The following is a 16473-nucleotide window of genomic DNA, read 5'->3' as shown; positions in this document are numbered from 1 at the left end:
CTGTTTTCGTAGATGTTGCCCACAACCTCACAATCAGTATGTCGTAACCACAATTCACATCCGTGTTGTTTGGATTCAAGACGATATGCTCCACCTCTATGTCTTACAACCTCGTAATAAGTCGGTTCAGAATAGACATCCTTAGACATTTTGACTATGTCGCCTTCAAAGATAATCCTGCCATCCCTATCAACCAATCCTGTTGATTGCATGAGTTCTAAATCTTCCGCTGAAACCATGTAAGTAATTCCATCCCCAATACAATATAACTCATCCTCGAGCCAACTGATATGGTCGATTTCATTATCCATTTTCTGCTCTTTCTTCAACCACGCTCTAAATTTCGGTATCATACCAAATCCTCCTATTCCTTTTTAAAATAATTTTATTTGTTTTTCATAATCATTGAGTCTCTGTTTAGCAAGATTAAAGATGTCTCTATCTAACTCGCAACCTACATACTCAAAACCTAATTCTTGACAAGCGATCAAACTACTTGCTGAACCAACATGAGTATCAAGAATCTTGTCTCCGTTTTTTGCGTAAGTTTGAAGCAACCAAAGATAAAGATTTATCGGTTTTTGTGTCGGATGGACTCTAACCTCATTCAAGGTCTTATTTCCTTGTTGTATATGACCTTCAGAGATTGATTTACCTTGCATCATACCATTCCACATATATCGAAATAAGCGTGTGCTGTCATGTAAACTGCAGTATGCTATCTCACAATCCGAGAAACTGGACTGTCCATTAACTTTATCCCAAACGATACGGCCAGAACCAAAAGAATAGTCGAAGTAGTTCACTCCCCAAATGATTTGATTTTTTGAAACTCTAAATAACTCATCAAAATAATCTCTATTTGGAATTTGCCACTCTGATGTTTCGCCATACAGCCTGCTTACACCTATTGGGCTGACTTTTCGACCATAGTATTTTCTTTTTTCTGGCCCGGAAAAATATGGCGGATCGACAATAGATAAATCAAAATAGTTGTCAGGATATCTTTTCATGACGTCCATACAATCTTCGTGAAGAAATAATTTCACAACATTACCTCATTCCCAACCTTAACTTTATCCCACTGCTCCTTCGTAACCACGAACACACCGTAATCACGAATGGTAAGCGTGTATAGCTTGCCATGTCGTCCTTTCTCGACGACTTTACCAAATACCTCAGCGCCTTGGTTGTCAGCTTTATAGATCACCATCGGCTTCTTCTCTTCCAAATCTCGAATCCTATCCATCTGCCAGATGTTTAGTCCAGCAGACAATAATATCCAGATTGCTATGAATCGTTTCAATCTGTGACCTCCTCAAATTTCATAAACGCCATCCAATGCGTAGTACCTCTTTGTTGCCCAAACAATGGTTTAAAAGGTACAGATTTAAGAACTTCTTTAACGTTGATTTGACAATCAGACCATTTGAAAACTAGAGTACCTCCAACTTTTAGAACTCTCATACATTCTTCAAAACCCTTGGCTAAATCTTCCGACCAGGTAATTTTATCCAGCTGGCCATATTGTGATCGCATAATTGAGTTTTGACCTGCCCATTTTAAATGTGGCGGATCAAATACTACTAGATTAAATGTTTCATCATCGAATGGCATATCACGAAAATCTCCGACAACGTCAGGGTTTACGTTTACCTTTTTTCCATGTATTTCAAATTTTTCTTGTCTGATGTCCATGAAAGTTGTATGACTCTCATTTTTATCAAACCAAAACATACGACTGCCACAACAAGCGTCTAGTATTCGTATATCTCCCATCACTCAACTTCCTTGCTCTTAGTTTCTCCAGTAAGTCTATTTTCTAAAATGTGACTTGTATAGCAAATATCACTTTTATACGTATAGTGATCAACGGTTTCTTCAACCCATTGGCTTCGTGTGTACGGGTATCGTTCAGGTCGTTTCATGTTACCACCTCATATATAAATATTTCGTGTCAATATCTTGTTCTAAAATACAATCCCTTAACGATTTCAAAACATCTAATGCATCATTGACCGTTCCCCATTTATTTACAGGTTCATACTTTACATATTTTTCAGGATACTGTTCTAATTCAGAGATACCGCGTTGAATGTTATCTAAAACATCAGCTATGTTGTACGTAGTGTCTTGGTCAAAATCCCAATCCATAGCAATTCTAAACATCTTCCCGAGATTGTAGGTCGGAGAACTATATTTAGGTTCAGCGATACGAATATAATCTCCGTTTTCTATTTTCGCTAAGATTTCCAAATCATAACTCATCACTCCATCTCCTCCATCTTTACTTTATATATTCGCTCACCTCGATACTTGCTCTCGAGTTGAGCCTTGCATTTAGCAGCATCTCCTTCTTTCTTAAAAAAGTGAGTTTCGTCTACCATGTTGTCAAAATATAGTGTTACTGTGTATGACATTTTCTCTCCTTTATTTATTAAATAATAGGCTTATTTTGTGAATATTTTTTCTAAGGTTACAGGTTACATCACTTTTCGCAAAACATATTTTATAAAAAACAAGAATGCTGTTATATCAACGTTTATAGCACTTGCTATTTTTACTTATTAAATATTTTATATAAATGATGTAACCTTACTAATAGACACCCTAAAACAGCAGTAGTATCAAGGGTTTAGGAGGGTTACATCACTTTTTTAAAAATTTTATCAAAAACAGCACTCAAACCCTTGATATAACTGGTTTTTCCTGCGGTTACATCAATGATGTAACCTGATGTAACCGAAACACGATTTTTGACCGTTTTTTGCCTAAAAGGTTACATCATTTTCGCTAAGGTTACATCACTTCTGTTTGTATATTTTTTCTAAAATATGCACGTAGTGTCTTACCTTTAACCTTCTTTATTTTGTATTCCCAATCCTGATTGTTGTCCATAATCAACTTGATTTTCCTAGCAATCTTTTCACCTCTCGCACTATCAATGTCAAAAACATTCTTTAATATCTGTTTGGCAGACACACTCGATTGAAGCTTCACACCTTCATATATCAGGCCGGACTCATTGCGATAGCTGCCATCATTGAAATAGAACCAGGTATATTGATGCTGTTGAGTGACTGAGAAGTCTTCCCACTCTTCTGGAACCAGCATTTCAAGATAGTCGTATACCTGTGATTCTGCCTCATCTTTATAAGTGAAGCTCTCCTTATAGACCGCAAGCTCATTTTCGAACTCATCATCAAAGGTAAGCATAAATCCTTTTTTGTAAATAGCGACTGCTTCACCCCAAAGCTGGAGCACATCATGATCTGTCATATCAAACGGCTTGACAAACTGTTGGCCTGCATCTACCAGCACAGGCAGAAAGCGCCGTTCACCAGTCTTGTCTCCCAGGTACTCGATTTTATTGCTGGTCCTTGCGATAACAAAGTTTTTAGGAAATTTTTCGGCTCTGCGACCGTAGGATCTACGGAAAGAAAGTTCTGTTTTAGTCACGAACGCTTTTAACTCATCAAAAGTAGTCTTTCTGGACGCGACCATCTCATCATCGTTGACAATCAGGGATTTTAGCATGATCTCATAGTTATCTTTATCCATAAAGTCTTTAGCCGAATCCGTGTACCAGTCAACAGCTATCTTTTGCAAGAATGTGGTCTTACCGGCACCTTGACCACCGACCAAATCGAGCGTGTAGTCAAATTTGACCCAGGGATTAAAAACCTTAGATACCGCACCAACAAAGAACATAATAGCTATTTTCTGAACAAAGATGCTATCCTCTGCACCCAACCAAGTTTGAAATACCTGGGCAAGTCGTTCTTTATGATCCCATGACTCATAAGCATTTTCCATATATTCCTTAACCGGATTGTAGGTTTTTTCTGCAAAAAATGCTTCGATACCGTCTCTTAATGCTCCAGCCTTGAAAACTGTCTTGAAGTGATTTTCCAAGTATACACTCAAATAGGATTCAAAGGCAGACGGTAACTGCCCCTTTCTTAACTGAATAGCATCTAGTTTGACATCCTCTACAATTTCATGTTCTCCAGTAAATTCATTGTGCCTGAGAAAGTCGTTGAGCTTGTTATCGCTCTTCATTGCAAGCAGAACATTTCTGGGACTGTCGGCCACGATAGATTCAATTTCAATCTCTTCGCCTTCCTCGTTCAATATTTTTTTCTTCCTACGTGAAAACTGCTTAATTGAAATATTCACGACATCACCTATTCTGGCCACCCCCCCTCATGTGTTTCTTGATCATGGATTCGACAGTTCTACTTAATTCTTTATGACTAAGAGGTTCTACCGAATTATTATTGGCTGTTTCTGCAAGTGTTAAGATATAGTTTGGATCAACTGACCGACTCAAGAGTCCGCCGACAAACTTTGCGAGCGTATCATTCCTGCTACCTTCATTACCAAACCCTAGGACAACCATTTCAAAGAGTTCTGTTGTCCTGTTTCGCTTACCAGCACCTTTACTAATTTGATAGTAGATATTATCCAGGTCACTACCAGAGTTCTTTTTGTTGTATTCCTTCTTAATGGCCATAACAAGAGAACGACTAGCCGTAACCATAGTGCCACCCTCTTTAGACTTTTTCTTGTCCCAAGTATAGACACCTTTGGGAGTTTTAGACGGAGCTACCACTACGTAATTGTTTGGATGCGCTTTGATATCCACACCGGGCAGAAATTTAATCATCTGGGTCATGGACACATCAGGATGTTTAAAATAAAAAATATGTTTACCGCCACTGGCTGTCTTCGCCTGAAGTGTTGGAGTTATCAAGTTCAGATGCTCCCAATTGGCCAGACTCTCATAGCCGTTATGCTTGCCATGTAAGTCAATATCGATTACGAAAAATTTGTCAGTCCGAACAGCAATATTGCTATCCGGATACTGATTCCAGTAATTTTCAATTTCCTGGGCAGTCATTGGTGGCTTATCTGCAAATTTAATCGCTGGTTGCTTTCCGTTAGGCACTACGGGAATTACGGAAAACCCCGCTTTTTGATATTTGAGAGCATATTCTTTCATTCCCATTTTAGTTACTCCTTAGAACGGCAAATCATCGTCTTGAATATCCATCGGGTTGTCATTCCCAAATGTATCATTCGAACTTTGTTGATTACGGCTTTCCAACATTTGGAAATTCTCAGCCACGACTTCTGTTACGTAGACACGTTGTCCTTGCTGGTTATCGTAACTACGAGTCTGAATACGGCCTGTCACCCCGATAAGTGAGCCTTTTTTAGCCCAGTTTGCAAGATTTTCGGCTTGTTGGCGCCACATAACGCAGTTGATAAAGTCAGCCTCACGCTCACCATTTTGACTCTTAAATGTACGGTTTACTGCAAGAGTAAAAGTCGCAACTGCTACATTTTGCGGTGTATAGCGGAGTTCAGCATCACGGGTCATGCGCCCTACAAGTACAGCATTGTTAATCATTTGATTCCGTCCTTTCAATCGCAAGGCTAAAGTTATGTTCATTGATAGAGATTGGTAAAACGACACCTTGCTTATTATCATCTGTAATAATATCAAACAAGGCAGTTAATACCTGTTTTCCGATAAGCAACTGTGTACCAGTCAAAGATTCCTCGCTATTAAGTTCGACATACTTCTTTTCCATTATTCAATACCTTTCGCTTTCTTCGCATCTGCGATAATCTGCTCAGCTTCTTTCAAACGGCCAGCTGGGATGCTTTCAGGTTTGTCAACACCCATCTTATCGATGAACCATTTTCCAATTGTTGCAGCAGGACTCCCTGTAGCTTCTGCCATATTTTTGAGTTCTGTCCGAATGGTTTTAGCCTGTGCTCCTGTAATGGTTTTGAATCCGTTACTTTTAGCTGGAGCTTTGCCCGGTTGCTCTTGCTGGCTATTTGTTTTTTGAGCTGGTTTTTGCGATGTACGGCCTGTTTGGTTATTCTGATTATGATATTCATCCGTATCAGGATCCTTATTGTCATCAATCATAAAGAGTCCGTTTAGCGCGTATTTACGTGCATAGCTGGATGCAGCACCTGTGACTTGACTACCATCCATCCCTTTTTTGCTATCATCTTCTCTAGCATATGCTGTAGTCCCAATGGTTTCACCAACTGCATAAAGAGTCGCAGTTGCTTCGACATAGTACCTATCACCAATCTGCACAATTCCGTCTTGCAAAATCAACACCGCATCATGTTCCTGCAAGATTGGCTTCAGCGCTTCTAAGATGTCCTCAGCGCTCCGATAGCTGTACTTCCCAAAGCTATTATACTGTCCTTTCGGAGCAACCAAACTCTGCTGGATGCTCTGTAAAGTAACAAAGATTGAGGATTGTTGTTTTGTTACCATAAATCCCCCTTTATAAACTTCTCAATAGATCAAACAAATCAGGCTTAGTATTTTGACGCTCGATTTTTTGAACATCGCCACCATTTGGATAAGTTAGATCAAATGTAGCCTTAACCCGAACAACCTCCATTCCGTGTACTTTGGCCGCTGCTTTTACCGCTGTTTTCTGTTCGAGATAAGAATTGTATGGCATTGTAAGAGCACTCTGAATATTGTCCACAAAAACGGCCTTTGTAGCTAATGAAGAACGATTGTTCTTGAGTTCATTTAAAAACTGTCCGTTTTCTTTGTTACGCATTACAATATAATCACTTGAAAGTTTCATTTTGATTCTCCTTAGAAATAAAATTCAATGACACGCACGTCATGTTGTTGACGGCTGCCTATTACTCGCCATAAAAGTTGGCGATAATCGTCATAATCTCCATCCGATGGATTAACAGGGTCCAGGACCACAATAGTTTTAAATTTATGCTGAAGGCCATCAACCCCTACACCCAACACCTGGCTTGTAGCAACCACATTTGTCTGTTCGAGGGAGTCCTTCTTATCTCCAGTCCAAATACCAATTTCTGGATGACGTTCTCGAATGACCTCTACAATCTGCTTGGATTTGCTAACTATCAACATATCTGTCTTACTGGTCAGCAGAAGATCCAATTGAAGTAGCATTGGAGTATCTGCATTAACTGCTTTCAACTTTGGAAAGTCAATCTCAAAACCTGTCTGAGTAAGATATCGTTCAAAAGTCTTTCGACCAAATGTTTGTTTGGCCATGGCATATTTACCATTTTTCCCAACGATGTTCAATTTCCTAAATTGTTCTAATTCCTCCGGATTAGCTGTTAGACACCAGATGGGTTCAAAGACAACCTCAAATCCGTTGTTTTCCTCCGCTTCCTCAATAGCTTCTACTTCTTCCCAGCGGAAAAAATTTGGCAGATTACTTACATAGCTTTCATAATCTCGGAAGTCATCCCACTCTTGCTTAGAATAGCTGAACTTGGAATACTTCATCTTGCCGTGGGCTAGTTGCCAGTTTTCCTTTTGATTAGGATCAGCCATTCCAAAAAATGTTTTTTCAAGCGGGTAGAAGTTTTGTCCCTTCTTCCTGATGGGCGTTGCTGACAATCCTACAGTATAGCCACGTTTGACCTTTTGATAAGCCTTCACATTGGCATCACTAGACATATTCTGCCACTCATCAATAATGAACACATCACACTCAATAGACTCATCGCTTGCAAGTCTGTTCTGTAATCTACGGTCCGTCATGGTTTCTAATTCAAAATCAGTATTGTAGCCTAGATTTTGATAAGTGCTGCTCCAACCATCCAGGATGGCCAACCGATTATTGATTACTAGGACCTTTTTGGCTTTCTTGTGCTTTGCTATTTCAAAAGCACAGATGGTCTTACCACGCCCCCCATACGCCTCAAGGAAAATCCCAGGGCAATTACGGTCGCTTCGTTTAACTGCTTCAGCTTGCCATTTGCGTAATTCGATTGCCAATGTCCACAATCACCTCCTCAATATCTTTCCTCTGGGCATAGAAGAGCCCAAGCCTTGCAGCTGCCCTCACATCGTTGTGGTGGCTTTTTTCAAAGGACCATAACCCAAGAGCTTTCAGCAAGTCATTTGGTATATCTGTCTGATAACCTGCGTTACGCTGCAGAACCAAGTCCGGATAGCATAGTTCAATGGCTGCAATAGTTTCTACAACTGAGTTGTCCCTGGAATAATCATTGTCCCTAACCTCAAATTTTTCAACGACCACTATGTCGAACTCAAGACCGCGCCCAATCTCTTTGAACCAGTTTTTAAAGTTTTGAGCGCCATAAGGTACTACCCAATAGTCAACAAGCTTTGCATTATCCAACAAGACAACTCCTGTTGTGCTGGTTTCAATTTTATTACTGCTTGGATCAATAGCTAAAATTTTCATCAAACACCAACTTTCTCAGTCAGCACTCCTGGATAAAGGGCAGTGTTAAACCAATTTTGTTTATTCACCTTTGCAAAGGCAAATAGCAATTTAACTTCTTTTGCTTGTTTTTCGAATTTTCGAATATCTTCTTCCGATTCAAAGATAGGTTTTTCCTTATATTTAGCGACTGTTACCAGCTTGTACTCTGGAGTAAATACCGGCTTTTCATTTCCTTGATCAAGATTTGTTTCATCTACTTTTACAAAGCGAATTGCAACATCAAATAGAAAACCTTCAGTAACAAGTACTTCAATCGATTCTGGTCCAATCACAACAGCTAGTGAATCTGTTACTCGTGTTTTATTCATCAATTCCATTACTTAATCACCAACTTTTCTGTCCGGACAAGCTCCGCACCTTTAATTTTCTTACCAGATTTAAGCAACTCTTTGAGTGTTTTTTTGTCCGGCGCAAGCGTCACTTTTTTTGTAAAATATTTTTTCGGAAGGTCATCTTCGTTGACCTTGACTGATTCTGGATTCTTAGCAATTTTTATAATCAGGGCACCACTCTTAACTTCGGTTTGACCTGTGACATTCATAGCTGTCATAATGTTATCCTTGACATAATCCAGTTTTTTCTGTGCTGCCTGTTTCTTCGCTTTGAAGCTCTCTTCCTCAGCCTTGTACATGGCCACGTCGGCTTCTAAATTCTTGATAACATGGGCATATCCTTCTGCTTTCTGTTCGAATTGTTCTTGCCAATCGATAGCCTCAAGAGTGTCCGTTTTTGTTTCGTCATCAATATCCATTTGATAAATTGTCAGGAACTGACCTGTTAGTTCGTATAAACTGGCCATTACTTCGTCACCTCTTTCATCAATTTATTTGCTTCTTTGATTAGCAAACGCATAACGTTGCTATCAGTTTCTTTCTCTGCTGCTCTTGTCAGCATTTCCACCCACTCACGTCTAGTATCATTCTTCCAATCAACCAATTCAGTGAGTGCCTGTGTATGGTTATAGTAAGGCGAGTAGTCGTATGACTTATCTTCCAAGCGAACGCATCTGCCTGCCTTGATGTCTTTGGCCAAATTCGCCCTCACATTACTATTTGTTGTACCGACAACCTCAGCCACTTCATCGCATGAGGCAGCAGGGTGCTCTCTATAATATTCCCTGATTCGTTCCGCTTGAGTCATGTTTCTTCTCCTTATTTCAACCCTTCGGGCGGTTCCACATCATATGTAAATTGTTTACCTGAACTTCTCAGGTTCATCCGTGCGACATTGTTAGCTATTCGCTGACGCTCTTGCCGCTTCATTTCAGCGTGGTCATCCAGTGTATTCACTAGCGACCATAGTCCAATCCCTACGATTGTTACCAGGTAAATGTATTCCATCATTTTGCGTTTTCCTTTTCTTTGTAGATTGCTACGATTTTCTTCAAGTCTGCGATTTCTTGATTTGATTCTTGAAGTTTTTCTTGTGTTTCAATCAGTGATTGATTGAGATCCAAAGCGACCTCTTTCCAGTCAATATTAGTTTCTTCGACATCTTCCGAAAAGTAGTTTTTAATTCTTGCTAGTAGGTTCATCCAACTGACCTCATTTTCTTGCTTTTCGCCATTTCTTTCTTCCAAGTTCGAGTTCCTCTGTATTGCAGATAAGCATCAAAACCTTTAATCGTGACAAGTTGGCCATCATTCCTAAGATGTTTCTGTTGGCTAGGTAGCTTTTTCATCTCGCGTCTCATGTCTCCCGCTTGTCGCTTTGAGCATCCAAAGATGTGTTCTAATTCTTCATCATTAGCAGAGACTTTTTCAATAATCACATCTTTAATTCTTACAATTTCAACTGCTTCCATTTTTACTCCTTTCGTGTTATAATTCAATTAGTAATTTTTGATGAGCGCCTGACTTCGTTAGGTGCTTTTTTGTTTTGCCTTAGACAGAAAGTCTAATCATTGACAAGCTTGGCTTTTAATTCAACTTCAATAAGACTAAGTCGATCGATTGCTTCTTGCAATTCTTCGGCTTTTTTTGATACTTCTTTACAGGCTTCCTTGAATTCTTCAATACCAGAAACTTCAACATTAAGCCGATGTCCTATTGGTCTCATCTCTACTCCTTTCTGTTTGTGGTATAATGAAATCAAAAACGAGGTAATTCTGATGTTTAGTTTGATTGATATTTTGAATATTTCTGCTGCATGGATTGGTGCTATAACGGGTGTCACAGGTCTGTTTTACTCAATTTTTATAAATAGAGCTCGATTATTGATAACAGATGCCTATGCGATGGAAGTGTCAAATGAAGCACCTTACAAATATTCTTTTAAGCTTGTTAACCCAAGTAACAACACATACACAATCAAAAGTATTCAATTGTTCGATGATGACGGAAAGGAAATAAAAGATAATCATTTCGAACCATATGATAGCCTCCCTTTTCAAATACTTCAAAAGTTTATTTTGAGAAAAGATGATTTACATTCCTATCCTTTCGAAGTTGATGAAATTATTTTCCCCCATAGCAGTATTACTTATTCTTATTACTTGGATAGTTTACCGTGTAAAATCAAGGTCAAGACTAGCAAGAGAATTCGTTTCATTTTCAAACACAAATCATTCCATCCTGTCTTTAATAAAGCAAAATAGATTTATTACAGCACAAACTACATTTACGATTGTTACTATGATTAGTCCTAGTTCGTTCATCTTCCTTCTCCTCTATTTCCTACATGTTCAACCATTTCCTAACCAAATCAGTGCTGTCAACGCTGTTGATGGTTTCAGGAATAGTAGATAACTCTACTATCTTGACCCAGTAGCTATCTAGCACTTTCTTATCAACGTAGACCGCTTGTTCGCATAAACCGATGTGTCCATCAATGACCATCGCTCTACGGACAAGTAGGTCTTTTTCTGTTTCCAGTTCAATACGTCCAGCAATATTGCCAGAGATTTCAAGGTACTTGTCTGGTTCTTCCATCCATCCTCCTTTCTATTTCTAATCTCCATTTCTGCTATAATATAAACAGAAAGGAGTTAACCTTATAACTTTTAAAGAATATTTGACAATAGCAAGCAAACGCGACATCTACGATGATGGTAAAGACTTTGATTTTGAAACCATCTTTGCTAGAGAAATATTACGTTATGCACACGATTCCGAACTGGAAACCAAAACAGGTTTCTTTCGTCATCTTGAAATCATGGATGCCGAAGCTTGGTTTATCGAACTTGCTCACTCAGTCTATCAAGATTTTGAGAAATCAATTTCAGATTCTCACTAATCGAGCGTGACTTTTTTTGATACGGCAATCTCAGAAATTTACCACCAGAGCTGACTACCTTAATGATTTTTTCAAGGTGGTCTTTTTCTTGTTCAAGAGCATCAATAAATTCTTCCATCCGTCCTCCTCAAATCTTTCCGTTGAGTACCTGATTGCCGTCAGGTGCTTTTTTGGTTTTAATTACATTGTTACGGTTAAACCGCAATATCGGGCAAAAAAATAATATCATCCACTGATACTTCAAAAACATTAGCGATTTGATACGCTTTTGAAACACTTGGCTCTGTTATTCCACGTTCCCAATGCCCCCATGTATCAACCGAAACATTTACAGCTTCTGCTGCATCACTTTGTCTCCAATTTTTGAGTGTTCTTAGTGTTTTTAAAGTCATTTTTTGCACATTACCACCTCCTTATCTAAGTTCATCTAATCTGACTTTCCATCGCCCTGAGTTCAATCTCATGGCTGACTTGTCTAAATAGCTTCTCACACGCTATTTTTGCTTCTCTGTACGTTGTGTTCTCGCTGATGAAGTAATCAGCAAGTTCAATGATCTTATCTTCCAATTCTAACTCGCTTTCAAATGTGGTATAATCAAAATAAAACGATTGGAGAAATCTCATGTCTAAAAAAACTTGTTTTGTAGTTTCCGCTATTGGTCAAGAAAAATCAGAAATCAGGAATCATTCAGATAGTGTTTTAAAACACATTATTAAACCAGCATTATCTGATAAGTATGATGTGACAAGAGCCGATGAACTATATCATTCTGATAAAATAGATGAAAAAATATTTAAGGCTTTATCAGATTCAGACCTAGCTATTGTTGATATAACAGGAAATAATCCAAATGTCTTTTTGGAACTTGGCTATCGTAAAGCCTTAGATTTACCAACTATATTTTTAAGACAACAAACTGATGAAGATATTCCATTTGATATTCGGACAATCAATATCATTCAGTATGATTTAAAAAATGCCAGCGGTACAAATATGCTGGATTCTGTTCAAAAAACTATTGAACGAATTCAAAAAACCGAGGAAACTTTAGATTTTTCAACATTGAAAAACAAAAATAATGATGGAAAGGACTACGTTACAACTCAAGAATTCTCGCAATTAACATCTACAATTAACAATATTTATGACGCTGTCGAAAAATTGTCACATGAAGTGAAAAATATTTCAAAGACTAATCATTCTACAACTCAAGAAGATATTATCATGATGGCCTTCCAAAATCCTGAAAAACTAGAGAAATTCTTTGAGTTGCAGAATAAATACCCTAACGTATTTTCTCCTAATAATACTAATTAGCTTGCTCTAGACGAACTAACCTTTCTTCTAATCCCTTAATGTAGCCTTTGAGGTAATTTACCATGGCTACATTTTTTTCTATCTCTTCCTTTAGAGTTTCTAGTTCGGTCATATTTCCTACTCCTTATCTTTTTTATCATATCGGTACTTCACTATCTGACGAATAGTAAAAGATACAATCACAAATCCTGCTAGGATTATCAATCCAGTTTCTTCGCTCATTGCTTTTCACGGCAAATGATGGTACACTATCAAGTAGAGGTTGGGGCTTCTGCCCCTTTCTCTACTTTTTATTTTGAAGCTTACGTTTGTGTTCTAAGATTTGTTTGTGCCACAAACGTGCTTCTCTGGTTAAGCCTAGTACCAAGATGACGGTTGCAGTGTCCTTGGTTGCTAGGCTTTTTATGATGTGTTCCATCATTTGCCTTACCTCCTTTCCCTTAAGCTTGATTATATTATACTGCGGTTTAACCGCAATGTCAAGTGTTTTTTGCGTTTTTTTCGCATTTTTTTATTTTATTCTTTACTTTTTTGCGTTTTTGCCGTAAAATATACTATGTAAGGAGGGGCGGAAATGAAAGTCGAAAACAAAGAAATTTTTGCCAATAATCTAAGTTTTTACATGGAGCAAAAAGGAGTAGACAGAAATACATTATGTGCAGACTTGGATTTGAAATACACTACAGTTCGTGACTGGCTAAAAGGAATAACTTATCCTCGGATTGGTAAAATTGAACTTTTGGCAAACTATTTTAATATAAATAAATCTGACCTTATCGAAAACAAAATTTCTACTGCTCAACCGTCAGACTCCCTTTTAGAAGAAATTACAAACACAGCTCGAAAATTAAACACTGAAAATAAAAAAATCGTTCTACGAACGTCTGAGGATCTTCTGAAAGAGCAGAAAAACGAAGAAGAAGCGAAGATAAACGAAGTATCGGAAGTTATCAGCTTGTACCAAGTTGAGGTAGTATCTGAGACGGCAGCAGCTAGCGGATTCAACTACGGATTTGGTTATGACGATACAGACAGAGAGACTATAGAGGTTGACGAGCAACCACCACGTCACGATATTGCGACTAAGGTCAGCGGAGACTCCATGCAGCCTGACTACCAAGACGGAGATATTCTCTATTTAGTAGACAAAGGACTGACCACCTACAACGGCGATTTGGCAGTTATCGCATACGGAGACCGTTCTTACTTCAAGAAGATATATACCGAAAACGGACGCTTACGCCTAGTGTCACTCAATGACAAGTATGAAGACATCATTCTAGACTTCCCACCAGCCGAAGACACACACATCAAGATCTATGCGGTTATCGGGGTGTATAGAGGGGAATAAAATGAACAAAGAAAATCCATATTTTGAACAAACCAAACAAAACTACATAGAAGTTGAAAAACTCTATAAACTTGGTAAAGCAAAACATACATCTTCTAAATACCGATTTCTTGCACCAGCAGTTAAAAGACAATCTGAACAATTCTTATTTGAAGCTAAGACTCAAAAAAGAAAATATTGGAAATTCAGTCGTGGCTCTCTGATATTCGTAGAGTTCGGTGTAAATATAGGCGGAGAATTATCAAATAATCATTGGGCTATTGTCTTAGACAAAGTAGATAGTCCCTATAAAAAAACACTTACAGTAATTCCTCTAACATCTAAAAATCAAATAGATACTGTACTCATAGACGAAGTCATTGCGGAATATCCTTCTATTTTGCTTGATGAATATATTGAAAAATTACACAAAGAATTATTTGCCTACCTAAAATATTTAGATTCCAATAATGCAATTACTGAAGCTGCCTTATTGGATGTCTACCAAGCTTATACAGAACAATTTTCAAACGAAATAATTCAACCTAAGATAATAGACGGTGACAACCTTAAACGGACACAATCAGAAATAACTGACGTTATTGAATTAACTCAATATTACAAAAAATACATTAAGCGTTCTTATGCCAAGTGTAATAACCTTCAAACAATCAGCAAAGATAGAATTTTAAAGAAAAATAGATTAGATCCAATCGGAAAAATGAAAGTATCTGATAACACATTGGACAAAATTAACGAAAAGTTAAAAGAATTATACCTTTTCTAATCTCTTGACATTTTTTAATAATTATATTACAATACAGCTATTAGGAGTTTAGCTCCATAAAGTTTACATTTGGATTTTAGATCCATATCGTGATGGTAGCCGTATTTGATACGGCTACTTTTCTTTTTATCTAGCAACTGTTTCCATTTTGGAAACAACTCAAAAAAGCCCCACGCTCAGAAGTTTGCAGACCGAGAGTGTGAGGCTAGTGGTAAGAAAAAAAGCATTAAAAAGCTCTTTTTCTTATACCCATTTTAACAAAAAAGTGAGGTAAACGCAATGTGGATGGAAGAACTTCCCAACGGAAAATACAAATTTTTTGAGCGATATAAAGACCCTTATACTGAGAAATTAAAAAAAGTTTCAGTGACCATGGAGAAGAAAACTCCCCAGGCAAGAAATCAAGCTGCTATCTTGTTGCAAGAGAAGATAAATAAAAAACTCAGCACAAAACAAGTAGAAAGCATTACATTTGAAGAAATCTATAACCTTTTCTATAAATCATGGGCGCAAACAGTAAAGGCATCTACAAAACACAATTATACTTTTGTTGATGCAACTATGAAAAAAGAAATACCATCTGACACTTTACTAGCTAATATCGATAGACGATATATCCAGAGCAAGATTGAAAATATTATTGATAGCAATGGCTATCATACAGCTTATAGAGTCCGCAGCAGACTCAAAAGCGTCTTCAATTATGCAGTTCAATACTCCTATATCGGAAATAACGAGGTTAATTACACGGTTATTCCTAAAAAGCCGGAAACTTTAGAAGATATTGAAAAAAAGCGCAACAAGTTTTTGACTATGCAAGAAATCAAAACATTAATAGACGCACTAAACAATCAACCGTATCAACAAAAATATGCCGATATGGTAACGGTTCTTGCTCTTACTGGTATGAGATATGGAGAGTTGACAGCATTACAACTCAAAAATATAGACTTCCAAAATAAAAAAATTGAGATTACAGGTAATTTTGATTCAGTAAACAAAATAAAAACATTGCCAAAAACCGCAAAATCCATTAGAACAATATTGGTATCAGATGCGGTTATAGAGGCCATACAGCGTCAAGTGATCCGCCTCACTGAACGCCATCAGCCGCTAAAAGATGATGATTATATCTTTTGCTTAGAAGTCTGGAATAGCCCAATAACATTAGCATCTTTTATTCAAATTATAAAAAAATACGGTGCGAAAGCTGGAATAGAAAAAAATTTATCTAGTCATATTTTCAGACATTCTCACATCTCGTTTTTAGCAGAGTCTGGATTACCTATCAAATCAATAATGGATCGTGTTGGTCACTCAAACGCAAAAATGACTTTAGAAATATACTCCCACACTACACAAGATATGGAGGGTAAACTCGTAGAAACGTTAGATAGTATTTTTTAATTTTGCCCCTTTCCTGCCCCTTTCATTCGCACAAAATAATAATAACCCTTGAAAATCCAGTATTTCCAAGGGTTATTTTTTTGTCACTAGAACCCGTCTAC

Annotated in this window: 29 protein-coding genes; 6 read left to right on the top strand and 23 right to left on the bottom strand. The window is 37.7% G+C overall.

Annotation, left to right across the window (positions count from 1 at the left end; genetic code table 11):
• The 20 genes from HT721_RS09300 to HT721_RS09205 form a co-directional block, all read right to left on the bottom strand.
• A partial coding sequence (locus HT721_RS09300; protein WP_173229644.1) for a YopX family protein occupies nt 1–353 on the bottom strand: 353 nt, incomplete at its 3' end.
• A 21-nt stretch (nt 354–374) separates the two neighbouring features.
• On the bottom strand, nt 375–1049 hold the full coding sequence (locus HT721_RS09295; protein ID WP_173213990.1) for a DNA methyltransferase: 675 nt from the start codon (nt 1047–1049) through the stop codon (nt 375–377).
• Nucleotides 1046–1306 carry a DUF1372 family protein gene (locus tag HT721_RS09290; protein ID WP_173213992.1) on the bottom strand — a complete coding sequence of 87 codons (261 nt, stop codon included), beginning with the start codon at nt 1304–1306 and terminating at the stop codon, nt 1046–1048. Before HT721_RS09290 ends, HT721_RS09295 begins: the two co-directional genes overlap by 4 nt.
• A complete protein-coding gene (locus HT721_RS09285; RefSeq protein ID WP_112445717.1) occupies nt 1303–1779 on the bottom strand; it encodes a class I SAM-dependent methyltransferase in 477 nt (158 codons plus the stop codon). The genes HT721_RS09290 and HT721_RS09285 overlap by 4 nt, the downstream gene beginning before the upstream one ends.
• A 150-nt stretch (nt 1780–1929) precedes the next feature.
• Entirely contained in the window at nt 1930–2268 is a 339-nt protein-coding gene (locus HT721_RS09280; RefSeq protein WP_112445719.1) for a hypothetical protein, read from the bottom strand.
• A complete protein-coding gene (locus tag HT721_RS09275; protein WP_173213994.1) occupies nt 2268–2420 on the bottom strand; it encodes a hypothetical protein in 153 nt (50 codons plus the stop codon). The genes HT721_RS09280 and HT721_RS09275 overlap by 1 nt, the downstream gene beginning before the upstream one ends.
• A gap of 379 nt (nt 2421–2799) precedes the next feature.
• Nucleotides 2800–4179 (bottom strand): virulence-associated E family protein, encoded by a 1380-nt coding sequence (locus HT721_RS09270; RefSeq protein ID WP_234990589.1) that lies wholly within the window; start codon nt 4177–4179, stop codon nt 2800–2802.
• A gap of 4 nt (nt 4180–4183) precedes the next feature.
• Complete coding sequence (locus tag HT721_RS09265) at nt 4184–5011, bottom strand: bifunctional DNA primase/polymerase (protein ID WP_112445723.1); 828 nt, start codon at nt 5009–5011, stop codon at nt 4184–4186.
• Between the two features lie 12 nt (nt 5012–5023).
• Nucleotides 5024–5416, bottom strand: coding sequence for a single-stranded DNA-binding protein (ssb, locus tag HT721_RS09260; RefSeq protein WP_007518739.1), 393 nt, complete (start codon nt 5414–5416; stop codon nt 5024–5026).
• Complete coding sequence (locus HT721_RS09255; RefSeq protein WP_160109931.1) at nt 5409–5561, bottom strand: hypothetical protein; 153 nt, start codon at nt 5559–5561, stop codon at nt 5409–5411. Before HT721_RS09255 ends, ssb begins: the two co-directional genes overlap by 8 nt.
• 38 nt (nt 5562–5599) lie before the next feature.
• A complete protein-coding gene (locus tag HT721_RS09250; RefSeq protein WP_112445727.1) occupies nt 5600–6310 on the bottom strand; it encodes an ERF family protein in 711 nt (236 codons plus the stop codon).
• Nucleotides 6311–6320: 10 nt separating this feature from the next.
• Nucleotides 6321–6635, bottom strand: a complete 315-nt coding sequence (locus tag HT721_RS09245) for a hypothetical protein (RefSeq protein ID WP_112445729.1) — start codon at nt 6633–6635, stop codon at nt 6321–6323.
• 11 nt (nt 6636–6646) lie between these two features.
• The gene (locus tag HT721_RS09240; RefSeq protein ID WP_112445731.1) at nt 6647–7822 is read right to left on the bottom strand and encodes a DEAD/DEAH box helicase family protein; all 1176 of its coding nucleotides are present in this window, start codon (nt 7820–7822) and stop codon (nt 6647–6649) included.
• A complete protein-coding gene (locus tag HT721_RS09235; protein WP_112445733.1) occupies nt 7791–8255 on the bottom strand; it encodes a hypothetical protein in 465 nt (154 codons plus the stop codon). The genes HT721_RS09240 and HT721_RS09235 overlap by 32 nt, the downstream gene beginning before the upstream one ends.
• Entirely contained in the window at nt 8255–8614 is a 360-nt protein-coding gene (locus tag HT721_RS09230) for a hypothetical protein (RefSeq protein ID WP_112445736.1), read from the bottom strand. The genes HT721_RS09235 and HT721_RS09230 overlap by 1 nt, the downstream gene beginning before the upstream one ends.
• The gene (locus HT721_RS09225) at nt 8614–9096 is read right to left on the bottom strand and encodes a siphovirus Gp157 family protein (protein WP_173213996.1); all 483 of its coding nucleotides are present in this window, start codon (nt 9094–9096) and stop codon (nt 8614–8616) included. Before HT721_RS09225 ends, HT721_RS09230 begins: the two co-directional genes overlap by 1 nt.
• Nucleotides 9096–9437: a hypothetical protein gene (locus HT721_RS09220; RefSeq protein ID WP_112445738.1), complete on the bottom strand. Its 342-nt coding sequence runs from the start codon at nt 9435–9437 to the stop codon at nt 9096–9098. The genes HT721_RS09225 and HT721_RS09220 overlap by 1 nt, the downstream gene beginning before the upstream one ends.
• Before the next feature lie 199 nt (nt 9438–9636).
• The gene (locus HT721_RS09215) at nt 9637–9831 is read right to left on the bottom strand and encodes a hypothetical protein (protein WP_112445742.1); all 195 of its coding nucleotides are present in this window, start codon (nt 9829–9831) and stop codon (nt 9637–9639) included.
• Nucleotides 9828–10100: a hypothetical protein gene (locus HT721_RS09210; protein ID WP_050253752.1), complete on the bottom strand. Its 273-nt coding sequence runs from the start codon at nt 10098–10100 to the stop codon at nt 9828–9830. The genes HT721_RS09215 and HT721_RS09210 overlap by 4 nt, the downstream gene beginning before the upstream one ends.
• A gap of 92 nt (nt 10101–10192) precedes the next feature.
• On the bottom strand, nt 10193–10354 hold the full coding sequence (locus HT721_RS09205; protein ID WP_112445744.1) for a hypothetical protein: 162 nt from the start codon (nt 10352–10354) through the stop codon (nt 10193–10195).
• Nucleotides 10355–10406: 52 nt separating this feature from the next.
• Here HT721_RS09205 and HT721_RS09200 point away from each other — a divergent pair, with 52 nt between their 5' ends.
• Entirely contained in the window at nt 10407–10892 is a 486-nt protein-coding gene (locus tag HT721_RS09200) for a hypothetical protein (RefSeq protein ID WP_112445746.1), read from the top strand.
• A gap of 79 nt (nt 10893–10971) precedes the next feature.
• Here the strand turns inward: HT721_RS09200 and HT721_RS09195 are convergent, their stop codons facing one another.
• Nucleotides 10972–11226 carry a hypothetical protein gene (locus tag HT721_RS09195; protein WP_112445748.1) on the bottom strand — a complete coding sequence of 85 codons (255 nt, stop codon included), beginning with the start codon at nt 11224–11226 and terminating at the stop codon, nt 10972–10974.
• Nucleotides 11227–11308: 82 nt separating this feature from the next.
• Here HT721_RS09195 and HT721_RS09190 point away from each other — a divergent pair, with 82 nt between their 5' ends.
• Nucleotides 11309–11530: a hypothetical protein gene (locus tag HT721_RS09190; RefSeq protein ID WP_188111580.1), complete on the top strand. Its 222-nt coding sequence runs from the start codon at nt 11309–11311 to the stop codon at nt 11528–11530.
• Nucleotides 11531–11724: 194 nt separating this feature from the next.
• Here HT721_RS09190 and HT721_RS09185 read toward each other — a convergent pair whose 3' ends face one another.
• A complete protein-coding gene (locus HT721_RS09185) occupies nt 11725–11931 on the bottom strand; it encodes a helix-turn-helix transcriptional regulator (protein ID WP_050201102.1) in 207 nt (68 codons plus the stop codon).
• Nucleotides 11932–12152: 221 nt separating this feature from the next.
• Between HT721_RS09185 and HT721_RS09180 the strand changes: the two genes are divergently transcribed.
• Nucleotides 12153–12848 (top strand): hypothetical protein, encoded by a 696-nt coding sequence (locus HT721_RS09180; protein WP_112445752.1) that lies wholly within the window; start codon nt 12153–12155, stop codon nt 12846–12848.
• A 283-nt stretch (nt 12849–13131) separates the two neighbouring features.
• On the opposite strand, the gene HT721_RS09175 is transcribed toward HT721_RS09180, so the two are convergent.
• Nucleotides 13132–13269 (bottom strand): hypothetical protein, encoded by a 138-nt coding sequence (locus tag HT721_RS09175; RefSeq protein ID WP_000969962.1) that lies wholly within the window; start codon nt 13267–13269, stop codon nt 13132–13134.
• Nucleotides 13270–13422: 153 nt separating this feature from the next.
• Here HT721_RS09175 and HT721_RS09170 point away from each other — a divergent pair, with 153 nt between their 5' ends.
• From HT721_RS09170 to HT721_RS09160, 3 genes are all read left to right on the top strand, one after another.
• On the top strand, nt 13423–14199 hold the full coding sequence (locus tag HT721_RS09170; protein ID WP_081574876.1) for a S24 family peptidase: 777 nt from the start codon (nt 13423–13425) through the stop codon (nt 14197–14199).
• Nucleotide 14200: 1 nt separating this feature from the next.
• Nucleotides 14201–14965 (top strand): hypothetical protein, encoded by a 765-nt coding sequence (locus HT721_RS09165; protein WP_001031294.1) that lies wholly within the window; start codon nt 14201–14203, stop codon nt 14963–14965.
• Between the two features lie 279 nt (nt 14966–15244).
• Nucleotides 15245–16372 (top strand): site-specific integrase, encoded by a 1128-nt coding sequence (locus HT721_RS09160; protein ID WP_173213998.1) that lies wholly within the window; start codon nt 15245–15247, stop codon nt 16370–16372.
• Nucleotides 16373–16473 lie beyond the last annotated feature (101 nt).

Source organism: Streptococcus sp. 4094, from assembly GCF_013277125.1.
Lineage (GTDB): Bacteria > Bacillota > Bacilli > Lactobacillales > Streptococcaceae > Streptococcus.
Note: the sequence above shows the minus strand (reverse complement) of the source record. Positions and strands in the feature narration are given on the sequence as shown.

Bases quoted from the DNA above. Each gene is read 5' to 3' on its own strand.
- HT721_RS09285 (WP_112445717.1), bottom strand. From the start codon at position 1,779: ATGGGAGATATACGAATACTAGACGCTTGTTGTGGCAGTCGTATGTTT.
- HT721_RS09280 (WP_112445719.1), bottom strand. From the start codon at position 2,268: ATGAGTTATGATTTGGAAATCTTAGCGAAAATAGAAAACGGAGATTAT.
- HT721_RS09275 (WP_173213994.1), bottom strand. From the start codon at position 2,420: ATGTCATACACAGTAACACTATATTTTGACAACATGGTAGACGAAACT.
- HT721_RS09265 (WP_112445723.1), bottom strand. From the start codon at position 5,011: ATGGGAATGAAAGAATATGCTCTCAAATATCAAAAAGCGGGGTTTTCC.
- ssb (WP_007518739.1), bottom strand. From the start codon at position 5,416: ATGATTAACAATGCTGTACTTGTAGGGCGCATGACCCGTGATGCTGAA.
- HT721_RS09250 (WP_112445727.1), bottom strand. From the start codon at position 6,310: ATGGTAACAAAACAACAATCCTCAATCTTTGTTACTTTACAGAGCATC.
- HT721_RS09245 (WP_112445729.1), bottom strand. From the start codon at position 6,635: ATGAAACTTTCAAGTGATTATATTGTAATGCGTAACAAAGAAAACGGA.
- HT721_RS09235 (WP_112445733.1), bottom strand. From the start codon at position 8,255: ATGAAAATTTTAGCTATTGATCCAAGCAGTAATAAAATTGAAACCAGC.
- HT721_RS09230 (WP_112445736.1), bottom strand. From the start codon at position 8,614: ATGGAATTGATGAATAAAACACGAGTAACAGATTCACTAGCTGTTGTG.
- HT721_RS09225 (WP_173213996.1), bottom strand. From the start codon at position 9,096: ATGGCCAGTTTATACGAACTAACAGGTCAGTTCCTGACAATTTATCAA.
- HT721_RS09220 (WP_112445738.1), bottom strand. From the start codon at position 9,437: ATGACTCAAGCGGAACGAATCAGGGAATATTATAGAGAGCACCCTGCT.
- HT721_RS09215 (WP_112445742.1), bottom strand. From the start codon at position 9,831: ATGAACCTACTAGCAAGAATTAAAAACTACTTTTCGGAAGATGTCGAA.
- HT721_RS09210 (WP_050253752.1), bottom strand. From the start codon at position 10,100: ATGGAAGCAGTTGAAATTGTAAGAATTAAAGATGTGATTATTGAAAAA.
- HT721_RS09205 (WP_112445744.1), bottom strand. From the start codon at position 10,354: ATGAGACCAATAGGACATCGGCTTAATGTTGAAGTTTCTGGTATTGAA.
- HT721_RS09200 (WP_112445746.1), top strand. From the start codon at position 10,407: ATGTTTAGTTTGATTGATATTTTGAATATTTCTGCTGCATGGATTGGT.
- HT721_RS09195 (WP_112445748.1), bottom strand. From the start codon at position 11,226: ATGGAAGAACCAGACAAGTACCTTGAAATCTCTGGCAATATTGCTGGA.
- HT721_RS09180 (WP_112445752.1), top strand. From the start codon at position 12,153: ATGTCTAAAAAAACTTGTTTTGTAGTTTCCGCTATTGGTCAAGAAAAA.
- HT721_RS09175 (WP_000969962.1), bottom strand. From the start codon at position 13,269: ATGATGGAACACATCATAAAAAGCCTAGCAACCAAGGACACTGCAACC.
- HT721_RS09170 (WP_081574876.1), top strand. From the start codon at position 13,423: ATGAAAGTCGAAAACAAAGAAATTTTTGCCAATAATCTAAGTTTTTAC.
- HT721_RS09165 (WP_001031294.1), top strand. From the start codon at position 14,201: ATGAACAAAGAAAATCCATATTTTGAACAAACCAAACAAAACTACATA.
- HT721_RS09160 (WP_173213998.1), top strand. From the start codon at position 15,245: ATGTGGATGGAAGAACTTCCCAACGGAAAATACAAATTTTTTGAGCGA.